The organism is Erwinia sp. 1181_3 (assembly GCF_052824965.1).
The window spans coordinates 154554-176095 of sequence record NZ_VTDE01000007.1 but is presented as its reverse complement, the minus strand read 5'-3'; the positions used below and the strand labels follow the sequence as shown (position 1 = coordinate 176095).

Below are 21542 nucleotides of genomic sequence, written 5' to 3'. Positions count from 1 at the left end.
TGGTGAATAAGATAAATTTTCTTCAGGGGGAAGTAAAATCCCATCGACGGTCAATGATCAAAATTCTCGAAAATTGACCGGATATCTTCCATAAAGAAGCCTTTAGCCATCAGATAACGCTGCACTTTCGCTTTTTCCTTCCATTCAGATGGCAGGGGCAGACCAAACTTACGTTCAGCCAGCATAAAAGCCTGAGCTTGCCAGTCAATTTCTGCGGCAAACAGCGTCTCATCGATCAGCGTTTTATCAATCCCCTTCTGCCCCAACTCCATACGAATGCGTTGCGGCCCGTAACCTTTACGGCTTCGCCCTGCCACATAACGCTCAGCGAAGCGGGTATCATCCAGCCAGTTATGCTGGTAGCACCATTCGACAACACGGTCGATCTCTTCCGGGGCCAGCGGCTCTGGGGATGTTTCTTGTTTAGCACCCTGCTGTTTCTCGCCCTGTTGTTTAGCGAATTGGGCAGCGCGCTCGCTTGAAATAACCAGCTTGCGGCGAAATTCTGCTTCACTGTGATCGCGCATTGCGAGAATACGCATTGCCCGCTCCAGCAGTTTCGCGTGCCGGGTTCGTTCAGTGGTCTCTGACATAGTGCCCCACACAGCGTTGAGTCAATGTAACAGGTGATCAAGGGTAACGTCTGATGGCAGTGCTTGCGAGGAAAATGCGCAGAAAGAGGAGGATAAGTCGCGGGTTTATACGTTTCGGGTGGAACCCGTCGTTACACAATGAAAAAAGGGAACCGCTTTTGCGATTCCCTTCTGGTACAGCGGGCCGAATCTCATCGACCCCTACCGATAATCAGAGGTCTTCGTTGACTTCATTTTCTGCTTCATGCGGTGCAGGAACAAAATCAGGCTTGGCATCCGGATTGTTCAGCAGCATTTCACGCAGCTTTGCTTCGATTTCGTTAGCAATAGCCGGGTTTTCTTTCAGGAAGTTACCCGAGTTAGCCTTACCCTGACCAATTTTGTCACCGTTGTAGCTGTACCAGGCACCCGCTTTTTCGATCAGCTTGTGCTTCACGCCGAGGTCAACCAGCTCACCAAAGACGTTGATACCTTCGCCGTACAAGATCTGGAATTCAGCCTGCTTGAATGGCGCTGCGATTTTGTTTTTCACCACTTTAACGCGGGTCTCACTGCCCACCACTTCATCGCCCTCTTTGATCGCGCCGATGCGGCGAATATCCAGACGGACAGAAGCGTAGAATTTAAGAGCGTTACCGCCGGTGGTGGTTTCCGGGTTACCGAACATCACACCAATTTTCATACGAATTTGGTTGATGAAGATCAGCAGCGTACCCGAATTTTTCAGGTTACCGGCCAGCTTACGCATCGCCTGGCTCATCATACGTGCCGCAAGGCCCATGTGAGAGTCGCCAATTTCACCTTCAATTTCCGCTTTCGGCGTCAGTGCCGCCACGGAATCGACAATGATGACATCAACCGCACCAGAACGTGCCAGCGCATCACAGATTTCCAACGCCTGCTCACCGGTATCCGGCTGAGAACACAGCAGGTTGTCGATATCCACGCCCAATTTCTTGGCGTAAACCGGGTCCAGTGCGTGCTCGGCATCGATAAACGCACAGGTTTTACCTTTACGCTGCGCAGAAGCAATCACCTGCAGGGTCAGCGTCGTTTTACCGGAAGATTCTGGACCATAAATTTCGACGATACGGCCCATCGGCAGGCCGCCGGCCCCCAGCGCGATATCCAGTGATAAAGAACCGGTAGAGATGGTTTCCACATCCATAGTGCGGTCTTCACCCAGGCGCATGATGGAGCCTTTACCAAATTGCTTTTCAATCTGGCCCAGCGCTGCTGCCAGTGCTTTTTGCTTGTTTTCGTCGATAGCCATTTTTACTCCTAATCATGCGGGTAAAGCACACGTAGATGCTGCTTCGTCTCTAAAATATGCGCTGATTATACTGTATGGTCATACAGTATCAAGTTTAATTTTTGAGAAAATGATCGTGCAAGGTCTGGAGCGCCCAGGCTGTTGCCTGGCGACGAACGGCCTCACGGTCGCCGCTAAAGCGCTGCACCAGCGTCAGCACTTCACCGCTGGCAGAAGCGAAGCCAAACCAGACGGTACCCACAGGTTTTTCGTCACTGCCGCCATCCGGCCCGGCGATCCCGCTGACCGAGATAGCGTACTGCGCCCCGGCTTCACGCAACGCGCCCTGCGCCATTTCCTGCACAACCTGCTCACTGACCGCGCCGAACTGCGTCAGCGAGGCTTCCGTCACACCGATCATCTGTTGCTTGGCGTCATTACTGTAGGTCACAAAACCGCGCTGGAACCAGGCTGAGCTGCCCGCAATATCCGTCAGCACTTTGGCAATCCAGCCCCCGGTGCAGGACTCAGCCGTGGTAACACTGGCATGGCGTGCCAGCAAACGCTCGCCAACACGGGTACTCAATTGGATTAATTCGTTATCGGTCATCGTGCTCTCTGCTCCCTGATAATGAAGAGCCAGAGAGTAGCACTTTTCCCGGGTTCACGCGGCGTCGAAACCCGTTTTTGCGGCGCGGCTTCCAGGCTTTCTATCAGACTTTCTGCGCCACCAGAAACAAACGCGGAAAGGCCAGCAGCAGATTGCCATCCTGCCGGGGCGGATACGCGCGGGCGATCTCAGCATGGTAGTCTGCCAGCCATAACGCCTGCTCCGCGTCGTCCAGCGCGGCGAGATACGGACGTAATCCGGTTGCAAGCAGCCAGTCGATAATCGCCTGTGGCGACGGCATCACGTGATAGTAAGTGGTGCGCCAGAGATCAACACGGCAACCGGCTGTGGTCAGCAGATCATAATAGTCATCGGTCGACAGCAGGCGTTTACGCGCCGCAGCCTGCGGGTCCGTTTTCGCCTGCCAGGCCGGACGTTCTGCCACATGACGCATCAGACGATGGCTTGGTTCGTCAAGATTATCCGGCATCTGTATGGCCAGTACCCCGCCAGGAGCAAGCTGAGTCACCAGATGAGGCAGCAACACCGGATGATCGGTCAGCCACTGAAGTGACGCATTGGCATAAATGACATCCTGCGGCGGCGTTGCCTGCCAGTGGCGAATATCCGCTAGCGTAAACTTACAGTCCGGCAGACGGCGTTGCGCCTGATCGAGCATCGCCTGTGAGCTGTCAAGGCCCGTCACCTGAGCCTCAGGCCAGTTCTGATGCAATAATTCAGTGCTGTTACCCGGGCCGCAGCCGAGGTCAGTGACATAAGCGGGGGATAAGAGGGGAATACGGTTGAGGAGTTCCTGCGCCGGGCGCGTGCGTTCAGCTTCGAACTGACGATAAAGATCGGGGTTCCAGTCTTTCATTATTCCTCGCTCAGGGATGAAGTGGCAGTCAGGTCTACTGTAGACCTGGCTACCACTGCGATAAATAACAAAATTGCGTCAAAATACTAAGCCGTGTTTAGCGCGCCTGTTTCACCGCAAGCCCCAGTTGCCACACCGCCATCGCATAATGGTTGCTGTGGTTATAACGGGTAATGGCATAGAAGTTCGGCAAGCCGTACCAGTACTGGTAACGCGTCCCCATATCGAATTTCAACAGGCTGACCTGCTGGTTATTATCCAGAGGGATAACCGGTGACAACCCGGCTTCTGCCAGTTTAGCCACGGTATAGCGGGTTTTAAACCCGCTTTCCAGACCGGGCGCCTGACCATTGGCCTCCACGGCAACGGTACCGTTAGTCAGCCAGCCGTGCGCCTGGAAGTAGTGCGCCACGCTGCCAATCGCATCAACCGGGTCCCACAGGTTAATATGCCCGTCGCCGTTGAAGTCCACCGCGTACTGCTTAAACGCAGAAGGCATAAACTGGCCGTAGCCCATTGCGCCAGCAAACGAGCCACGCAGATCAAGCGGGTCATCATCCTCTTCACGTGCCATCAGCAGGAAGGTTTCCAGCTCACCGCTGAAGTATTCAGCTCGGCGCGGGTAGTTAAAGGACAACGTTGCCAGAGCATCAAGAATACGTGTTTTCCCCATCACGCGGCCCCAACGGGTTTCCACGCCGATAATGCCAACAATGATTTCCGGTGGCACACCATAGGTCTGCTCTGCACGCTGCAAGGCGTCCTGATACTGATTCCAGAATGCCACGCCGTTCTGCACGTTATCCGGGGTAATAAATTTGCTGCGATAACGCATCCACGCGCCGTTTGGCCCGGTCGGTCCCTGCGCCGTGGGGGTTGGCGCCTGACGATCCATCAGGCGGACAATCCAGTCGAGATTCTTCGCCTGAGCCAGCACGTTGTGCAGCTGCTCGCGTTCAAAACCGTGCTTACGCACCATTTTGTCGATAAATGCATTGGCAGCCTGGTTATTGGCAAAATCGCCACCCAATACGGCCCCACTGTGGGAGGGTTCCAGCAGGAATCCACCGTTGCCTTTAAACGGATTGCCATGAGGTTCAGCCGGGGCCGTCTTCGGCTGGCTGCTACACGCGGTGAGTAATGCGAGGACAGGGAGAAGCGAAACCAGATAACGCATTAGATATCCATATTGCCGTTTAATAGTGTCAGAAACAGATGGTAAAGCATTGATGAGGAGGAGTTAAGCGGATTTACCAAACCTGATAAGGGATTGGTGTGAAAATCTCCCCTGCCCGGGCAGGCAGAGGAGAAAAGAGGATCACGCCTGGCGGAAGACGCTGAGATCCTGGTGCTGCGAAAACAGATCATCCAGCTCGTTCTGATGGGTGATCGCCACCACCGTTGTCCCCGGCAGTTCAGCGCGGACAAGCGTAAGCAGTTGACGGGCAGCCCCCTGATCGAGACTGCTGGTTGCCTCGTCCAGATACAGAGTATCAGGCCGGGCAATCAGCGCACGGGCAAACGCCAGCCGCTGGCGTTCACCGCCGGAAAATACCCGATCCCAGTTCTGCTGCTCCGCCAGCTTGTCACACCAGGCCGACAACCCGACCTTGTCCAGCACATCCCTCAGGAATGCGCTATCCAGCAACGGTGGCTGCGGATAGCAGAGAATCTCCGCCAGCGTCCCCTGCCCGAGATAGCTCTGCTGCGGCAGCAGCAAACTGCGCCCTTCCTGTGCCTGCCACTCTCCATCGTAATAAGGCCACAAGCCGTTCAGGGTACGCAACAACGTCGACTTGCCCAATCCGCTGCGACCAGAGAGCTTGCTCCAGCTACCGGGTACACACTGCAATACCACATTACGCATCAGCGGCTGCCCCTGCGGCGTAGTCAAAGAGAGATCGCGGACGTTCAGCGCTGGCCCCGTCGGTGGCGGTGCCTGCTGCGTCTGGTGCGCCTGGATTTCCGCCCGAAACTGGGAAAGACGTTGCATACTGGCCGACAACAGCGCCAGCTCATGGTACATACGAATAAACCAGCTCAGGCCACTATGTACCTGACCAAAGGCACTGCGTATTTGCATCAATCCGCCCAGCGTCACCGCTTTACTGAGAAATACAGGCAAAGCAGCAAATACCGGGACAATCAGGCTGATGCGCATATAGCCCGTGGTAAATAAACCGAGGTTACGCTTAGCATTCATCAGTGAGCGCCAGTTCTGCACAATGGCTATAAAATTACGCGTCAGGTGGCGTTTTTCCTGCTGTTCACCACCATACTGTGCAATCTGTTCAGCATGGTCATGCTTACGCAGCAGCGAGGCGCGGAAATCGGCTTCCGCCTTCTGTTTATGGTAGTTCAGACCGTGCAATTTTTTCCCGATCAGATGCGTCACCAGGCTGCCCACCAGCGTATAAATCAGCACCACCCATACCAGATAGCCTTTTATCACCCACTCGCGACCCAACAGCGTGAAATGCTGCACGCCGGAGAGCTGCCAGAGAATGATGACAAACGAGAACAGCTGCGCCACTACGATGAGGAAATTGACCGTAAGACTGACGGTTTTATCGACAAACAGCTCCACATCCTGCGCAATACGCTGATCGGGATTGTCGGTATTTCCGGTGAGCGACATACGATAGAACGCCCGCTTTGCCAGCCAGCTGTCCACCAGCTCTGACGTCAGCGCAGTACGCCAGCGAATAATCAGTAGCTCAGTAAACCAGTCCTGATAGACAAACACCCCGATATAAATCGCGATATAGACAAAGTAATCTTTGATCAGCGACCAGAGCAGGCCGCTGTCATACGCCCCCAGCGCGTCATAAAAGCTTTTCGTCCAGCTATTAAACAGTACGTTAAGCCAGACGATGGTCCCCCCCATCGCCACAATCACGGCAATCAGCAGCCAGCCCTGCCAGCTGCGGCGGTTACCCCAGAAGGGCCGACACAGCGCCCAGAATTGTTCGGCAACCCTCTTCACGGTTTACCCTGCTGCGGCAGAGAAATATGGAGCACCCGGTTATCGGCACTCAACAGGTGACCCGCGGCCTCACGCACGCCCGCCAGGGTAATGCTGTCGGCGAGCTGTGCCACGTCGCTCAGATAACGCGGATCGTCGAAGTGGCGATAACTGAGTTCCAGGCGGCGTTGCAGCGTGGTGATATCCTGCTTACGGGCATTTTCAGCACGGATAAAGAGGTGTTTTTGTTCATCCACCTGTTGCTGAGTGATCTGTTCTGGAAGCTGCGCAAGCACCTGTTCAGCCCGCTGCCACAACTCCTGCGCCCGCTGCGGGGAGCTGGTAAATGTCACTTCCGTTTCGATACGCTGATGCAGGTCCGACAGCTCGCTGTTCATTTGCAGGCGATAAATCCCCAGCGCATCGTCACGCAGGCTGTTTTTCAGCGCCTGATTCGCCAGATTACGCGCAATACTCACCTGCACGGCGGCCTGTGGCGACCAGCTGACGGGCGTAAAGCTCCAGGCTTTGACCTCGGCGCGGGGTTCGATATTCACCGCCACGTGGGCATCAAAACGCCCTGTACGCGGCAACTCAGGCGCGGTGGCGTTCATCGGCGCGCGCGGAATGGAAGCCAGATAACGCTCTGCCAGTGGCAATAGTTGTTCAGATGGCATATCAGCCAGTAAATACCAGGTGACCGGGGCCGATGCCGTGATGTGCCACTGCTGCAGTAAGGTGGTGGACTCCAGTTGCTTTAACGCTTGTGCATCCGGTGCCTGCCACCCTGGCTGACCATAGCGCAACAGACGGATCTGTCGTGCACGGCTATCCTGTACCGTTTGTCTCTGCGTTGTTTGCTGACGGGCCAGACGCATCATATTGTCTTTCATGATGCGGGTATCAATACCCGGTTCAACCTGCAGCGCATGGCTCAGCGCCAGCAGATTTTCCAGCTCACTCCGCGAACTCTGGCCGGAATACTGCAATGCTTCAGCCTGCTGAGAAACGGACAGTGACAGCGATCGCTGCTGTTTCCACGCCTGTAGCTGCTCACTCTGCCAGCCCTGCGGGCCACTTTGACCCACCAACTGTGCCGCCAGCTGCGCCTGCCACGGGTTCAGCCCCTGTGAACGGAAGCCAGCCACACTGCTGCCGGATAACCAGACCTTATCTCCTGCCAGCGGCGTACGCAGCCAGACCAGGCGATCGCCGTTGCTCAGTGTCCACTGCTCCACCTGCTGCGCGGGCCAGGTTTTCACCGCCGTACGTGCCCCCCGCGCCTTAACAGCGTTCAACACCATCACGGTATGATCCACGCTGCGTTCTGGCGCTGCCAGCGGCGCCTTTTTCAACTGCTGCTCCTGGCGTAAAACAGCCTGAACCGTCGGCAGAGTGAAAGGCGTCAGCCCTGGGACGCTGAACTGCACCAGACGGTCCGGGAGACTTAACCAGCGCTGAAACAGTGCATTCACCTGCTGATTATCAATGCTGTCTAACAGCATCAGCGCCTGACGGCCGCGCTGCTGGCTGCCGGTATAAGGCTTGTCCTGTGCCCAGACGGTCGCAATCTGCTGCACCCAGTCGGCAAACTCGCGCTGCTCCTCTTTGCCCGCCATACGCTGAGCGACGTCGCGGATATCCTGCTTCACTGCCGCAATATCCACATCACTCAAGCCATAGCGCCGCATACGCTCCTGCTCACGCAGTAGCACCGTCAGCGCGGCGGCATGACCATCGGGCATCACATCGGCAAACAGGCCCAGCGCCTGGGTCGTTTTACCGATATCGGATTTCCGCACCACCAGACTGCTGACCTCCACCGGCAGATCAGACTTCTGACGGCGCATCTGGCGGCTCCAGGCTGACAGCGCAATCTGGCTGGTCAGCCGCTCACGCAGCGTGGTTTGTCCGGGATTAAAACGCAGCACCAAAGACACCTGGCTGCTGCCGCTCTCGCTGTCTTGCAGACGTACCACTTTTAACTGCGGTTTCAGCGGCGGCTCATAATAATCGCGTGCCGGGACAGTGCCGGCAGGCAGTGTGGCGAAGGCCCGGTGTATTTCTGCGGCCACCTCAGCCGGTGCAAAATCACCGATAATCAGCAGGCGCATATTGCCGGGGTGATACCAGCGCTGATAGAACTGCTGAAGGGTACTGGCAGGCGTTGTCCGAATCGAGGCTTCAGTGCCAATAGTTGGACGTTCCGGGTAGCGCGAACCGTGACGAATAGCCTGCACGCGCTGCTGGTTCATCCGTGTTGCCACACCCAACTTGCCGCGCCACTCTTCCAGAATGATGCGACGTTCGTCATCAAGATCGCGCTGCGTCAGGCGCGCATGGCCTACCATCTGGCTCAATGCCTGAAAGGCGCTGTTCAGATCCTTTGCACCACCCGGCGGGCTCATCATATACAGCGTGCGTTCGTAGTTGGTCATCGCATTATAGTGTTGTGCCCGCACCCAGCCTTGCTGGTGCAGCTGCGTCGCAACGCCCTGCGGGTAAGCCGCGCTGGCGCGGAACACCATATGCTCCAGCATATGCGCCACGCCGGACTGATCGTCCTGCTCATCAATCGACCCCACGTCGACGCTCAGGCGCACATCCACCCGCTGTTTCTGGCCACTGAGCGGCACCAGCGTGTAACGCAGGCCGTTATCCAGAACGCCCTGAGTGATCTGAGGCAGCGGGCTGAGTGGCTCTGCCGCCCGCACGCTGCTGAAAGAAAAGAGCAGGCTGAGGAGTGCCACCAGCCCGCTGAATTGACGCCATTGCTTCATTGCATTTTTCCTGTGCCGGAGTACGCAAGCACGCACTCACGGTGTGCTGACAAACAGGGCAGACCGGATGACCTGCCCTGGTGAAGAGTTACCAGTTGTAGGCTACGCCCAGCCAGAACTGTCGCCCGGTTTTGTAGGTCACCGTTTTGGTATTTGCCCCGGTGGTTTGTGAGGTTTCAATCACGTTATCCAGCACGTTGATCACGTCCAGCGTCAGATCCACGCTCTGATCTTTGTACAGCGGCTGGGTGTAGTTAAAGCGCCAGTCGTAAGTGAAGTAATCTTTGTATTTGGTTTTCTGGTATTCAGTGGCACTCCCCTCGTAGCTACCGCAGGCGCTGTTCGCATCCGGGCAACTGACTGTCACGGTGGTGTAACCGTTATAGCCAGCGGTATAACCAAAATTCTGATTCCAGTTCAGGCGTAGCGCCGGGAAATAGGTGTTGAGGTTAACGAAGGCGTTCCACGGCGTGTTGAAGTCCAGCGCATCCATTTCGCCTTTCTCCATCAGGCGACCATTAAAGATCACTTTCTTTTCATCATCCTCTCCATTGCCTGAATCGTAGTAAGCCTGGGAGCTGGACTTATTGTTCACATAGCTGGCGCCGAGTGACCAGCTCAGGTCGGCCCAGGCAAAGTGGGTCGGGCTGATCGGTTCCGCGGTGAGGGAGAAAGTGCTGCCCTGGGTTTTGGCGTTGTTATCCAGCACGTAGTAACGCTTGCCTTCATCATTGGTAATCGTTTTACGGCCAAACTGGTCCTGCCCGCTGCGCCCGGTCCATTTCACCGTCAGCAGCGTATCCGCCACGCGCTGAGAGACCCCCAGCGACAGCTCATCGCTGTACGGCGTTTTCAGATCGGAGATATCATAATCAATGGATGCGGTACGCACCTCACCGTCAGTCCAGGCGGCACCGGCATTGGCGCGGGTCCGGATAGAGTAGGAGCTGATACCGGATCGCAGTTTATAGGCCAGCAGATTCTGCCCGTAGTAGCGGTTCGCCCCACCGAATACGCGGGTGGTACGGTCACCGAACACATCATAGGAGGCAGCAAAGCGCGGGGCCAGCGTCAGGTTTTTCAGGAAGTCGTCATACTGCGCGCGCACACCCGGCGTCACTTCCAGATTGCCGACGTTCATACTGTCCTGCAGATAGAGCGCATAGTTGGTGTAGTTGCCTTCCACTTCGCGGGCAGGATAGAGCGTCACGTTTTTATAATACTGCTCACCGTCGATGCAATAAGCATCGTCAGACTGGCAGACCGTACTCGCACTGACAGTTGGAGTACTGCGTGAGAAATAAACATCGTTGAAACGCTTATAGCGCGCACTGTAAATATCGACTTCCCAACCAAGATCAATTTGATGCTGAAACCCGGCGAATTTCACAGGATTCAGTTCATAATCCTGTTTCAACGTTGTGGTCCGTTTTTCGGTAGCAAAACTACCATAACCGCCAATCAGTGAGTTTTGATAGGTCCGTGTTGGTACCGCACTTACCCAGTCAATTGTGTCTGACACATAATTACCTGGCGTATAGTAACGACGCCAGGTAATCATGTTATCGGAGTCATGCTCAATCTTATTTTCCTCGAACTGATAACCCGCCAGGCTGGTCATCTTGCCCCAGTCAGCATTATGTTCCCATTCCATATTGGCGCGGTAGCCACCACCGGTGTTGGTATAATCTCCATTTTTCACGTCTTTTTTTAAATATTTAGACTCGTGCGGCGCATACATACCGGTCAGGCGGAACATATCGCCGTTATCGGCCAGATAGGTCCCTTTCAGTAAATAGGTTTCGGCCAGGCGTTCCTGATCGTGCCACTCGTCCAGGTAAGCATGATAATTCGGGATCGTCGACTTCTGACGGTTATAGGCAAAAATAAACCCGGCCTTATCGCTTAATGGCTGATTGGCGCTAAAGGAGTAAAATTCTTTTTTAAACTTCGGCTGCTGCGTCAGCTTGGTTGCCAGTTCAAAGTCCTCGACCTCGCTGGCGTCAATATGGTATCGCGTCCAGCTGTCGCGCGTGGTGCGGTAAGAAATTTTCCCGGAGGCCTTTTCTAAATTGGGGTCTTTTAAGCGTGCATCCACCACGCCGCCGGTAAAGTCGCCGTACTTGGCCGACACGTTGCTGTCGAACACTTCCAACTGCTCCACCAGCTCAGAGTTAATCCAGAACGACTGCGTACCGCCTGCAGGCAGGTCGGTGGGACTGTAACCGTCGGGCGTGTTGCTCAACTCACCGCCGTTCGCACCGGGATTGATGGTGTTATTATTCGATAACCCATCAATCATAAAGTTGTTGTTATAAAACTTCTCACCGTGGAATGAGACATTCTCCGGGGCCAGTTCGCCAGGGGTATTACTGCTGTCCGTGGTATTAGAGAAGCGCACATTGGGATTGTGCTTCAGCAATTCGGTAATACTGCCGTTGGCAGTGGGAAACTGCTTAATCTGCTCTGCCGTCAGAATTTGCGTGCCCATCGACTGGCTGGTTGGCGTGGAGCGCACCAGAATCGTATCTTCTGTCTCTGTTGCGTCCTGTTCCTGCTGTGTTTCTTTTTTGCTGCTGGTTTGCTGTTGCGTCAGGCTATCGTCCTGCTGCGCCCAGGTGGCGGCAGGCAATAACGAAACGGCCATTATCAGGCCAAGTTTTTTATTCACGTCTTTCCCCAGAGATAAATAAACCCGTCATACGTCAAGCCTCCTTATAAGGGCTCGAATTATTTTGGGTATAAGATACATAATGAAAATGGTTATTTATTTTTCCAGCTCAACCTGGCCGTTTAATTTGAAAACGATGGTGACCGTTTGATCGTTCACTTCCGCCTGGGTCTGATAACGCCAGCGGGACATATCTTTGGCGATCGCGGCAGCAAATACGCCGGTCGGTGTTTCGGACAATATGCGCACATCGGTAATCGTACCGCTGGCGGTAATATTGAATTTCACTCTGACGCGCCCTTCCACGCCCATCGCTTTAGCACGCTGCGGGTAATTCACCCGGCGATGTAAGGCTTTCACATTTTGAGTTGCGCTGCTTCCCGCCCCCACCTGCGCACGGCCGCTGTCGCTGCTGCCGGTTCTTGCCGCGCTGACACTGCTGGCGGCCCCTGCGGTCGTATCCGTCTGCGCCGTCTTCTCGCCGGACGTATCTGTCGCTTTCGCGATCGGTGCCTGAACCGGTTTAACCGTCTGCGGCGGGTTCTGTGGCTGGTTTTCTACGCGCCGCACGGGTGGAGCTTCGCGAACGGACTTCTGCTGCGGCGTTTCCACTTTCCGTGGCGCACTCTCACGTTTTTTCTCATTAGTCGCAGGCAGTTTAATCACTGCGTCAGGCTGGGCTAACGCAGGCATTTTTATCGCCCGGGAAGGCAATTCCGTCTCTGTTTTTTCCTGCGGCGCAGGCTCCGTCAGCGGTTCAGCGGTCGGGGCCACGGGCAATCTGTGGCTGGCCACGCTAACCATCGTCATTGCCACCACGCCGCCTTCAGCACCAGCCATTAATAACGCAGGCACATTATCGTTACGCAAAAAACCGGCAATCAGCGCCAGATGCAGCAGTAGCGACACCACGACAAACACCGGCATACGCCAGGCATACCGCGCCGTAAAAGGGGGCATAACGTTTGCGGTAATGGACTGTGGGTGACTCACTGCGCCTTTCTCCTGATCGCCTGCATCCGTCAGACAAATGACCTGGGTCAGGTGAAGCGCGGATCTGATAAACAAATCAGGCGACACCCGAAGCAGACCTGCCTCTGCGCTGACTCATAAGAGTGCAAGTAAGATCAATAAGTTATTAATCGTAATGTTAATGATAATTATTTTACAGATCATAATGATTATCAATTAATATTTACATCTCACTCGAAGTGCATGACAAAAAACACGTTAAAAATGAGAGTAATAATCACACAGGTTATTGAATAAGAAAGGAAAGAAGTAATACTTAAAGATATGTCAATTTACGTCAGCGAGGAGTGAGACAAGAGTGGCACCTTCAGTACCACTCAACGTCAGGGGACGAACAGATGTTATCGTCCCGCCAGGGCTGGCGGGAGTCAGGGGAAACAATTAGCGCTTATAATAAATCTCACCCTGTTTCGCCTGCAGGATTTTTCCTTCCGCGTTGGTGATCAACACGTAGTTGCCGCCCATATAAGTCCAGTGGCTATCGGCTTCCGGTGCTGGCAGGTGGCGCACCTTCCACTGAACGATTTCATATTGTTTAGTGCGGTAGACTTCAGGCACCACATCACCAATAGCAAAACGCTTAAAATCAGCAAAGAAGTATTGCAGATCGTAAGGGTCGTTCGGGTTCGTTTGTGGGGCGGTAGCCGGTGGATCCTGCGACAACGAGTTCTGGCTTTCCGGGGTTTGAACGGCAGGTGCCTGTACTTCAGGGGCCGCTTCTGCACTCTGCTCACCTTCCGCCCAGGCGGCAGGGACGCTGGATAACGCCGCAGCCGAGAACAGCGCAGAACACAGTACCACTTTCAACTTACGCATACTTTCTCCAAAAATTAGGCTATCTGGCAGCGATCAGCTGCGAAATCAACAAATATAAATATGGCGATAATCCATCATCAGCCGGTCCCATCAATGCCCGATAATACTTAGAGATCCCCGCAGCAAGATGGTTCCGACACAGTTACTTGCGATAATAATGTGATGTCGGTCAGACACCGCAGAAATTATTGTTAAGAAACATGACCTGACCTGTTTCCGGGCCCCGTCATGCCGCTGCCCTGATACGCCCCGGCAGACTATTTCGGCTGGCGCTGCACCTCGCGCCAGACCTTCAATGCCAGCATCACAAGGCCACCTGCGCCAATAACTAACAGCGCCCAGAGCAGCCCTTTCTTCCACAGTTCGCTTTTCTCTGCCCCGGCAGTGGCGGTTAATCGTTCCCGTCCCCCAAGGGTTTGTATTGATGACGTGGTTCCGGCATCAGGCAGAACCAGCCAACGATTGGTTTCCGGTGGGATCAGCGTATCCAGACTTATCGCCTGCGCTGCGGCAATCTTATTGCCCCACACCAGCATAAACGGTGGACTGCCCTGAGCATTAAACACCAGCTTTCGCACCTCGCGCTCCCCACTGACCAGCGGTGGCATCCCGCTCCACTGCTGGTTAATGCCTTTAACCCGGATCGCCTGAATCAGCTCCCCCTGCAGCACCAGCGGCACGGAGGCGCTTTCCCCCAGGCTGTAAACCACCTGTTTGCCCAGCGGATGCCAGCTGTCCTGCGCGCTGCTGCGGTAATCAATTTCCAGCGGTAACACCGCATTACTCTGGGCAGGTTTAATACTCACCCGGCTGAACGGCTGCGGCGATGACCAGCTGTATTCGGCTTCACTCTCTGACAGCGTTTTTACTGTCGGCGCCAGGGTCACGTAGTGCGAGCGTGGTAACGGGTTGGTCGACTTCTCAATCCCGGTGATAGCGCTGAGGTCGAGATTCGCGGGCTGCGCATCGTCTTTAAACACCAACATCAGGTAGCGCGCACGCGGGGTACGGCGGTCATAAGGCAGGTCGATGGTATCCAGCAACAGCCGATCGCTGCCAGAGGTGAGATCCATCAACGGCGCATCGTCGTTCAACGTATCCCAGCTTTTCAGATCCTGACTGTAAAGCACGCTGACCCGCGCCTGCCAGTTCTGCGGCAAACGCGTCCAGGTCAGTTTCAACCCACTTAGCCTCGGATAGAAGTCTTCCCCCTCCTGCGGCACTTCCAGCAACAAACTGCGTCCTGAGGATTTTTCGCCCTCTGTGGGCAGCGTCACCTCAATCCCATTGGCTGCTTTCACTGTGATCTGCGACTGACCGCTGGCTCCACGCTGCGGATTATCCAGCGGGAAGACGCGGAGCGGCCAGGTCTGACTCTGCGTCTCATGGGTCTCTGTCGAATAGAGAGCAAACGGCACCGTCACACCCTGGCTGTTAAACACCCGCAGGTCGCGCATATCGGGCCAGGCCGTTTGCTGGTACACATCGCCAGGCAATGCGACTTTGAAGAACGGCTCAGAGCCCTGGGTGGTCAGCGGCAGACCATAAGCATAATCCTTCGGCGCTTCGCCCGTCTTCGCGCTCACGCTGGCTGACAGGCACAGTGCGGCCAACAACAGTCCGTGACTCAACTTACTCTTCATGTTTTCCCTCATTGACTGTCACAGCATCCTCTTTATGTCCGGTTTTCGGTGGCAGGGGTGAAAAATACCCGGCAATCAGCACCAGGATTGCCACACCGATAAAGCCCACTGCACGCGCCAGGCCACCGCCATGCGCACTGTCGACCAGAATTAATTTAATAATTACCACACCCAGCAGACCTGCTCCGCCAAACCAACCCTGGCGATCACGGCATCGCGTTGACCACAGCATGATCATCAGTGCTGTCAGCATCCACAGCAGCGCAAAGGTGGTCTGCACCAGACGCGATGACCATAGTGCTTCTGCCTGCCACGCAATAGCACCGTAGTGAGCCAGCAAACGCATCACCAGACCATTGCCCCACCAGAACATCAGGGCTACCGCGGCCAGGCGCAAGGCGAAATCACACCACGGAAGCACAGCGGCAAAACGGTCACGCAGCAGCCCGCCCCACAGTAAAAGTGCAAATATCAGTACCAGTGCGCCCTCTTCCAATGGGTTGAGCAGGGGCAGATAGTGCCAGTCAATCATAACGCCGTCATGCAGGTTACCCAGCAGCAGCAATAACAGCGCACAGGGTGCCAGCGGCAGCAGCCCCAACGTGCTATATAAACGTTGATGAGCCGCAAACGGCCAGAGCCCCCGGCGTAGCGCCCACAGCATCAGCAGAATAATCCCGGCGATAAATACCATCAGTACAGCAATACGCCATTCATCCATGCCCCACGGCAGCTTATCCGTGATACGCCAGACCTCTATCCCTGTCGTCAGCAGCATCCAGAACAGCGATAAATGCAACCCCTGTTCCAGCATCAGAGGTTTCAGTCTGCCTTCTTCCCGCTTCAACAGTGCGTAAGCCACACTCAGCACTGGCAGCCAGACCAGATTGAGCCAACCTGCCGCCAGCAGGGAGTTATCGATCACCTGTTGATAAAGCACGACCAGCAGCATAGCCAGCCACAATAGCCACGGCATGTAACCCAGTTCAGGCCAGGCAAAACGTCGGCTGGCCAGATGCCAGGCAACGGCTGACAGGGCAATAAGCCCCAGTAGCGGGAACAGGAAGTCATCATCCGGGACAGGTGTGGCTGCCAGCCCACCGATCAGTGCCGCCAGCCACCAGAGAATGCCGCCGCACAGCAGCACGCGCGACACCACGTTGTTAGCGTTACGCCACAGCCAGGCCCCACCGAGCCAGGTCAGAGCCAGTACGGCAAATATCAGACTGAAGGAGAAAGCATAGATGCCATTGAAGCAGGCCATCAGCGCGGAACCCAGAGCCAGCAGCAGCAATCCGGTACCACTGTAGCTGACACGTGACTGGCGCTGCGACTGCCCCAGCCAAAGGATACCCAGCCCTTCCAGCGCCCAGGCCATTGACGTCCATTGTGCAGAGAGTGCCAGCGGGATCGCCAGGGTGGTGAACACGCCTCCTAACGCCAGCCCGGCAACGGCCAGCTGCCGCCCCAGCGCAGGATAGCGGCGCAACGCGACCCAGGCCAAAAGCAAATAAGCCAGACCAAAGCCCAGCGCGGAGAAGGCCGGACCAAACGCCCAGTGCTGCGTTATGTGGTACTGCATGCCAAAGCCGACCAGTGGCGGCCCGAACAGCAGTATGCCATCGATCACCTTCTCGCCTTTCACCTGTCCGCGCAGCGATAACCCCAGAGCCAACACGCCGAAAATCACCATATTGGCGATCAGGAACAGCTGGCAGCTCAGGTAAAATTCTGGCTGATAATCCTTCAGGCCCCACAATCCCGCCACGCCAAAGGAGAAGGCAAAGCCCAGCAGATTAAGCGGCCGCCAGGGCTGCCAGACGGTGATCGCCAGAATCCCCAGCGACAGTAGCAGGTAATAGGAGAACAGCGCGATATGACTGCCGCCGCCGGTAGACAGCAGCAGGGGAGAAAGATAACCGCCGATACTGGCCAGCATTGCCAGACTGAGGGCGCGTTGCAGTACGGCCAGGCCCACGCTGGCGGCACAGATCACCAGCATCAGGGCAAAGGCCAGCAAATGGGGTAGCAAGGCATACAACCGGAAGGCACCAAACACCGTAATATAAAGTGCTCCCACCGCCCCGCCCTGCAGGATCAACGCGTAGAGTGACTGTTTTGTCCTGAGCCGCCAACCCAGCCCCAGCATCGCCAGGCTGGCCAGCGCGGCACCCGCCAGGCGCAACTCGATGGGCAGCATATCGCGCTCAACCGAATATTTGAGCAGATAGGCCAAACCGAAGAACATCAACAGCACGCCCAGTTTCGCCAGCGGGTTGCCTTTCATAAACCAGGCCAGCAGGCCGGAAAGCAGGCCCGAGACCCTATCAGGCTGCTTATCATGCGGTTGAGGCTGAACGCGAACCGGAGTGACAGAGGGGGTTTTCGTGTTCTGCACGGCGACAGTAGGGGCTTCTTGCCGGAGGCGTTCCTCGCCCGCCCTGGCCGATGCCTCCGTCGGCACCACCCGTTTCGGTGCATCATCGACGGAGGTTTCACCCCGCTGCCATTTCGCCAGCTTCTGCTGTAACTGGGTGACCGTCTGTTTGAGTTGCACCAGCTCACGCTCATTACGTTTGCTGCGCGACAGTGAAATCATCACCATTATTGGCAGTACGACTACGGTGAATACAGCAACCAGCCCGGCAAAGAGCAGAAGCTCATCCATGACACCATCCCATGTGTGAAATAATAGTTACATTCTGACATGAAAAAGAAGAAGTCATGCAATAAATCAATGCGCCTTTTCCTGCGCAGTTTGCGGGATGCTTTCAATTTTTACCTGTGACAGCGCGTGACCCGCTGGGATAATATAGTCACATTACATATCCTGATGCCTGTCATGCCGTCATGTGCGCGTAAGACCCGGTTTTCACCCCTATCAGCCATCTCCTTGCCAGGATGCTTCATCATAGTTACTGTTTGATATGGCAAGGATTTTCAATGGATTGGAGCATTCCACCTGATGAACAACACCGAAAATTTATCCTCGCACACGCCGATGATGCAGCAGTATCTTCGCCTCAAGGCTGACCATCCGGAGATTCTGCTGTTCTATCGTATGGGCGACTTCTACGAACTGTTCTATGACGATGCAAAACGCGCCTCTCAGCTGCTGGAAATCTCCCTGACCAAACGCGGTGCCTCGGCCGGTGAACCGATCCCGATGGCGGGCGTGCCTTATCATTCACTGGAAAACTACCTGGCGAAGCTGGTACAGCTGGGCGAATCGGTGGCGATTTGCGAACAGATCGGTGATCCGGCATTAAGCAAAGGTCCGGTTGAGCGTAAAGTGGTGCGCATTGTCACCCCTGGCACCATCAGCGACGAAGCCCTGCTGAATGAACGTCAGGACAACCTGCTCGCGGCGATCTGGCAAAGCCAGCGCGGCTTTGGTTATGCCACACTCGATATCAGCTCCGGCCGTTTCCGCCTGGCTGAACCGACCGATATTGAAACCATGGCAGCCGAACTGCAACGTACCAACCCGGCAGAGCTGCTGTACCCGGAAGACTTCGCCGCGATGGCGTTGATTGAAAACCGTCGTGGCCTGCGCCGTCGTCCGCTGTGGGAATATGAGCTGGACACCGCGCGCCAGCAGCTGAATCTGCAGTTCGCCACCCGCGATCTCAGCGGTTTTGGCGTCGAACAGGCGTATCATGCCCTGCGCGCGGCGGGCTGCCTGTTGCAGTACGTCAAAGATACTCAGCGCACCTCGCTGCCACATATCCGTGCGCTGACGATGGAGCGCCAGCAGGATGGCATTATTATGGATGCCGCCACCCGCCGTAATCTGGAGATCACTCAGAACCTCTCGGGGGGCATTGAGAACACCCTCGCCTCGGTGTTGGATAAAACCGTGACGCCGATGGGCAGCCGTATGCTGAAACGCTGGCTGCATATGCCGGTGCGCGATACCCAGATCATTAGTCAACGCCAGCAGAGCATCAGTGCGTTGCAGGATCGCCATGAGGGCCTGACGCCATTGCTGCGTCAGGTCGGCGATCTGGAGCGAATTCTGGCGCGTCTGGCACTACGCACCGCACGTCCACGCGACCTGGCGCGTATGCGCCACGCTTTCCAGCAATTACCTTTACTGAACCGCGAGTTGGAAAATACCGAGATTGCGCACCTGCAAACCCTGCGCGGTCAAATGGGTGAATTTACCGAACTGCGCGAGCTGCTGGAACGCGCCATTATTGAGGCACCGCCTGTGCTGGTGCGCGATGGCGGTGTGATTGCCCCCGGCTACAATGACGAACTGGACGAATGGCGTGCGCTGGCCGACGGTGCGACCGACTATCTGGATCGTCTGGAGATCCGCGAACGCGAAAAACTGGGGCTGGATACGCTGAAGGTCGGCTTTAATGGCGTTCACGGCTATTACATCCAGGTCAGTCGCGGACAGAGTCATCTGGTACCTATCCACTATGTACGCCGTCAGACGCTGAAAAATGCCGAACGCTACATTATTCCTGAGCTGAAAGAATATGAAGATAAGGTGCTGACCTCCAAAGGGAAGGCGCTGTCGCTGGAGAAAGCGTTATACGACCAGCTGCTCGATATGCTGCTGCCGCATCTGGAAGCCCTGCAGGACAGTGCGGCTGCGCTGGCCGAACTGGATGTGTTAAGTAACCTGGCGGAACGCGCCTGGACGCTCAACTACAGCTGCCCGACACTGACCGATAAGCCGGGAATTAAACTGACCGGCGGCCGCCATCCGGTGGTGGAACAGGTACTGAAAGAGCCGTTTATCGCCAACCCACTGTCGCTCTCTCCTCAGCGTCGCATGCTGGTGGTAACCGGGCCTAACATGGGCGGTAAAAGTACCTATATGCGTCAGGCGGCGCTGATCACCCTGATGGCATACATCGGCAGCTTTGTGCCTGCAACCCAGGCCGTGATTGGCCCGGTGGACCGTATATTTACCCGCGTCGGTGCAGCCGACGATCTGGCTTCAGGCCGTTCAACCTTTATGGTCGAGATGACGGAAACCGCCAATATCCTGCATAACGCCACCGAATTCAGCCTGGTATTGATGGATGAGATTGGGCGCGGAACCTCAACCTATGATGGTCTGTCACTGGCCTGGGCCTGTGCCGAAAGTCTGGCCAGCCGCATCAAGGCGATGACTTTGTTTGCCACTCACTATTTCGAACTGACCACACTGCCGGAACAGATTGAAGGCGTGGCGAACGTGCATCTGGATGCCGTGGAACATGGCGATACCATCGCCTTTATGCACAGCGTGCAGGAGGGAGCAGCCAGTAAAAGCTACGGGCTCGCCGTCGCTGCACTGGCCGGTGTGCCAAAAGAGGTGATTAAACGTGCGCGCCAGAAGCTGAAAGAGCTGGAAGCGTTATCAGGCAGCGCGGCAGCGACGAAAGCCGACGGATCGCAGCTTCCGTTGCTGGTGGAGGAGACTTCACCGGCATTAGAAGCCCTTGAAGCGCTGGACCCGGATTCACTCTCACCGCGCCAGGCGCTGGAGTGGATCTATCGGTTGAAGTCTCTGGTGTAACACAGCCAGGGCGGGTCATGACCCGCCCCTACGCTAATATCAAAGGTATATCGTAGGGGCCAGGCATGCCTGGCCCTCGGATGGTGAATTGCACTGAGATCATCAGCGACGGTTACGCACCAGTTGGTAGCGGCGCGTAAGGTATTCAACTGGCGCACTCCAGATATGCACCAGACGGCAGAACGGGAACAGTAAGAACAGCGTCATTCCCAGTACCATATGCAGACGGAATATTACCGCCACACCATCAAGATGGTGTGATGCCCCGCCCTGGAACGTCACGATACTCTGCGCCCAGCTTGTCAGCTTCAGCATCTCGCTGCCGTCCATATGCTGAGCCGAGAAGTGAATGGTGGTCAGCCCCAGCAACGCCTGCAGCACCAGCAGCGTCATAATCATAATATCAGCAGCACTACTGGTGGCACGGACCCGCGCATCGGTCAGACGGCGTTTAAGCAACAATCCCCCGCCAATCAGCGTCATCGCACCAAAAATCCCGCCCGCAATCATCGCCAGCAACTGTTTATGCGCCGCGGACAGAAAAGGCTCGTAGACCCAGTGTGGGGTCAGCAGGCCCACGAAATGCCCCAGCAGGATCCCGATAATCCCCACGTGAAACAGGTTCGATGCCAGCCTCATTCCTTTCTTACTTAACATCTGGCTGGAGCCTGCGCGCCAGCTGTATTGCCCGTAGTCGTAACGCAGCCAGCTACCCACCAGAAATACGGTCCCGGCGAGATAAGGATAAATATCAAAGAAGAACTGATTTAAAAATGCCATGA

Annotated in this window: 14 protein-coding genes; 1 reads left to right on the top strand and 13 read right to left on the bottom strand. The window is 55.7% G+C overall.

Features of this window, described 5'->3' with window-relative positions; translation table 11 throughout:
* Positions 1-50: 50 nt before the first annotated feature.
* The 12 genes from FY046_RS17440 to FY046_RS17385 all read right to left on the bottom strand — a co-directional run bounded on the left by FY046_RS17440 (position 51) and on the right by FY046_RS17385 (position 17907).
* Entirely contained in the window at positions 51-593 is a 543-nt protein-coding gene (locus FY046_RS17440; protein ID WP_133845995.1) for a regulatory protein RecX, read from the bottom strand.
* Positions 594-804: 211 nt separating this feature from the next.
* Complete coding sequence (recA, locus tag FY046_RS17435) at positions 805-1866, bottom strand: recombinase RecA (protein WP_133845996.1); 1062 nt, start codon at positions 1864-1866, stop codon at positions 805-807.
* 94 nt (positions 1867-1960) lie between these two features.
* Positions 1961-2455: a nicotinamide-nucleotide amidase gene (gene pncC / locus FY046_RS17430; RefSeq protein ID WP_167863253.1), complete on the bottom strand. Its 495-nt coding sequence runs from the start codon at positions 2453-2455 to the stop codon at positions 1961-1963.
* Between the two features lie 103 nt (positions 2456-2558).
* Positions 2559-3332, bottom strand: coding sequence for a trans-aconitate 2-methyltransferase (gene tam, locus FY046_RS17425; protein WP_167863254.1), 774 nt, complete (start codon positions 3330-3332; stop codon positions 2559-2561).
* Positions 3333-3429: 97 nt separating this feature from the next.
* Positions 3430-4509, bottom strand: a complete 1080-nt coding sequence (gene mltB / locus FY046_RS17420) for a lytic murein transglycosylase B (RefSeq protein ID WP_133845999.1) — start codon at positions 4507-4509, stop codon at positions 3430-3432.
* Positions 4510-4650: 141 nt separating this feature from the next.
* The gene (locus FY046_RS17415; protein ID WP_133846000.1) at positions 4651-6318 is read right to left on the bottom strand and encodes an ABC transporter ATP-binding protein/permease; all 1668 of its coding nucleotides are present in this window, start codon (positions 6316-6318) and stop codon (positions 4651-4653) included.
* Positions 6315-9077 (bottom strand): M16 family metallopeptidase, encoded by a 2763-nt coding sequence (locus tag FY046_RS17410; protein WP_171149917.1) that lies wholly within the window; start codon positions 9075-9077, stop codon positions 6315-6317. Before FY046_RS17410 ends, FY046_RS17415 begins: the two co-directional genes overlap by 4 nt.
* Positions 9078-9165: 88 nt before the next feature.
* Positions 9166-11748, bottom strand: coding sequence for a TonB-dependent receptor plug domain-containing protein (locus tag FY046_RS17405; RefSeq protein ID WP_446186316.1), 2583 nt, complete (start codon positions 11746-11748; stop codon positions 9166-9168).
* A 96-nt stretch (positions 11749-11844) separates the two neighbouring features.
* Positions 11845-12741 carry a TonB family protein gene (locus FY046_RS17400; RefSeq protein ID WP_446186315.1) on the bottom strand — a complete coding sequence of 299 codons (897 nt, stop codon included), beginning with the start codon at positions 12739-12741 and terminating at the stop codon, positions 11845-11847.
* Between the two features lie 420 nt (positions 12742-13161).
* Positions 13162-13596, bottom strand: coding sequence for an RcnB family protein (locus FY046_RS17395; RefSeq protein ID WP_159337959.1), 435 nt, complete (start codon positions 13594-13596; stop codon positions 13162-13164).
* Positions 13597-13853: 257 nt separating this feature from the next.
* On the bottom strand, positions 13854-15239 hold the full coding sequence (locus FY046_RS17390; protein WP_166653756.1) for a DUF3999 family protein: 1386 nt from the start codon (positions 15237-15239) through the stop codon (positions 13854-13856).
* The gene (locus FY046_RS17385; RefSeq protein WP_167863259.1) at positions 15229-17907 is read right to left on the bottom strand and encodes a DUF2339 domain-containing protein; all 2679 of its coding nucleotides are present in this window, start codon (positions 17905-17907) and stop codon (positions 15229-15231) included. Before FY046_RS17385 ends, FY046_RS17390 begins: the two co-directional genes overlap by 11 nt.
* Before the next feature lie 297 nt (positions 17908-18204).
* On the opposite strand from FY046_RS17385, the gene mutS reads away from it, so the two are divergent.
* Positions 18205-20760 (top strand): DNA mismatch repair protein MutS, encoded by a 2556-nt coding sequence (gene mutS / locus FY046_RS17380; RefSeq protein ID WP_446186314.1) that lies wholly within the window; start codon positions 18205-18207, stop codon positions 20758-20760.
* Positions 20761-20862: 102 nt separating this feature from the next.
* Here mutS and narI read toward each other — a convergent pair whose 3' ends face one another.
* On the bottom strand, positions 20863-21540 hold the full coding sequence (gene narI, locus FY046_RS17375) for a respiratory nitrate reductase subunit gamma (protein ID WP_133846007.1): 678 nt from the start codon (positions 21538-21540) through the stop codon (positions 20863-20865).
* Positions 21541-21542 lie beyond the last annotated feature (2 nt).

Bases quoted from the DNA above. Each gene is read 5' to 3' on its own strand.
- FY046_RS17390 (WP_166653756.1), bottom strand. From the start codon at position 15,239: ATGAAGAGTAAGTTGAGTCACGGACTGTTGTTGGCCGCACTGTGCCTG.
- narI (WP_133846007.1), bottom strand. From the start codon at position 21,540: ATGGCATTTTTAAATCAGTTCTTCTTTGATATTTATCCTTATCTCGCC.
- FY046_RS17385 (WP_167863259.1), bottom strand. From the start codon at position 17,907: ATGGATGAGCTTCTGCTCTTTGCCGGGCTGGTTGCTGTATTCACCGTA.
- recA (WP_133845996.1), bottom strand. From the start codon at position 1,866: ATGGCTATCGACGAAAACAAGCAAAAAGCACTGGCAGCAGCGCTGGGC.
- FY046_RS17395 (WP_159337959.1), bottom strand. From the start codon at position 13,596: ATGCGTAAGTTGAAAGTGGTACTGTGTTCTGCGCTGTTCTCGGCTGCG.
- tam (WP_167863254.1), bottom strand. From the start codon at position 3,332: ATGAAAGACTGGAACCCCGATCTTTATCGTCAGTTCGAAGCTGAACGC.
- mltB (WP_133845999.1), bottom strand. From the start codon at position 4,509: ATGCGTTATCTGGTTTCGCTTCTCCCTGTCCTCGCATTACTCACCGCG.
- FY046_RS17440 (WP_133845995.1), bottom strand. From the start codon at position 593: ATGTCAGAGACCACTGAACGAACCCGGCACGCGAAACTGCTGGAGCGG.
- mutS (WP_446186314.1), top strand. From the start codon at position 18,205: ATGAACAACACCGAAAATTTATCCTCGCACACGCCGATGATGCAGCAG.
- FY046_RS17410 (WP_171149917.1), bottom strand. From the start codon at position 9,077: ATGAAGCAATGGCGTCAATTCAGCGGGCTGGTGGCACTCCTCAGCCTG.
- pncC (WP_167863253.1), bottom strand. From the start codon at position 2,455: ATGACCGATAACGAATTAATCCAATTGAGTACCCGTGTTGGCGAGCGT.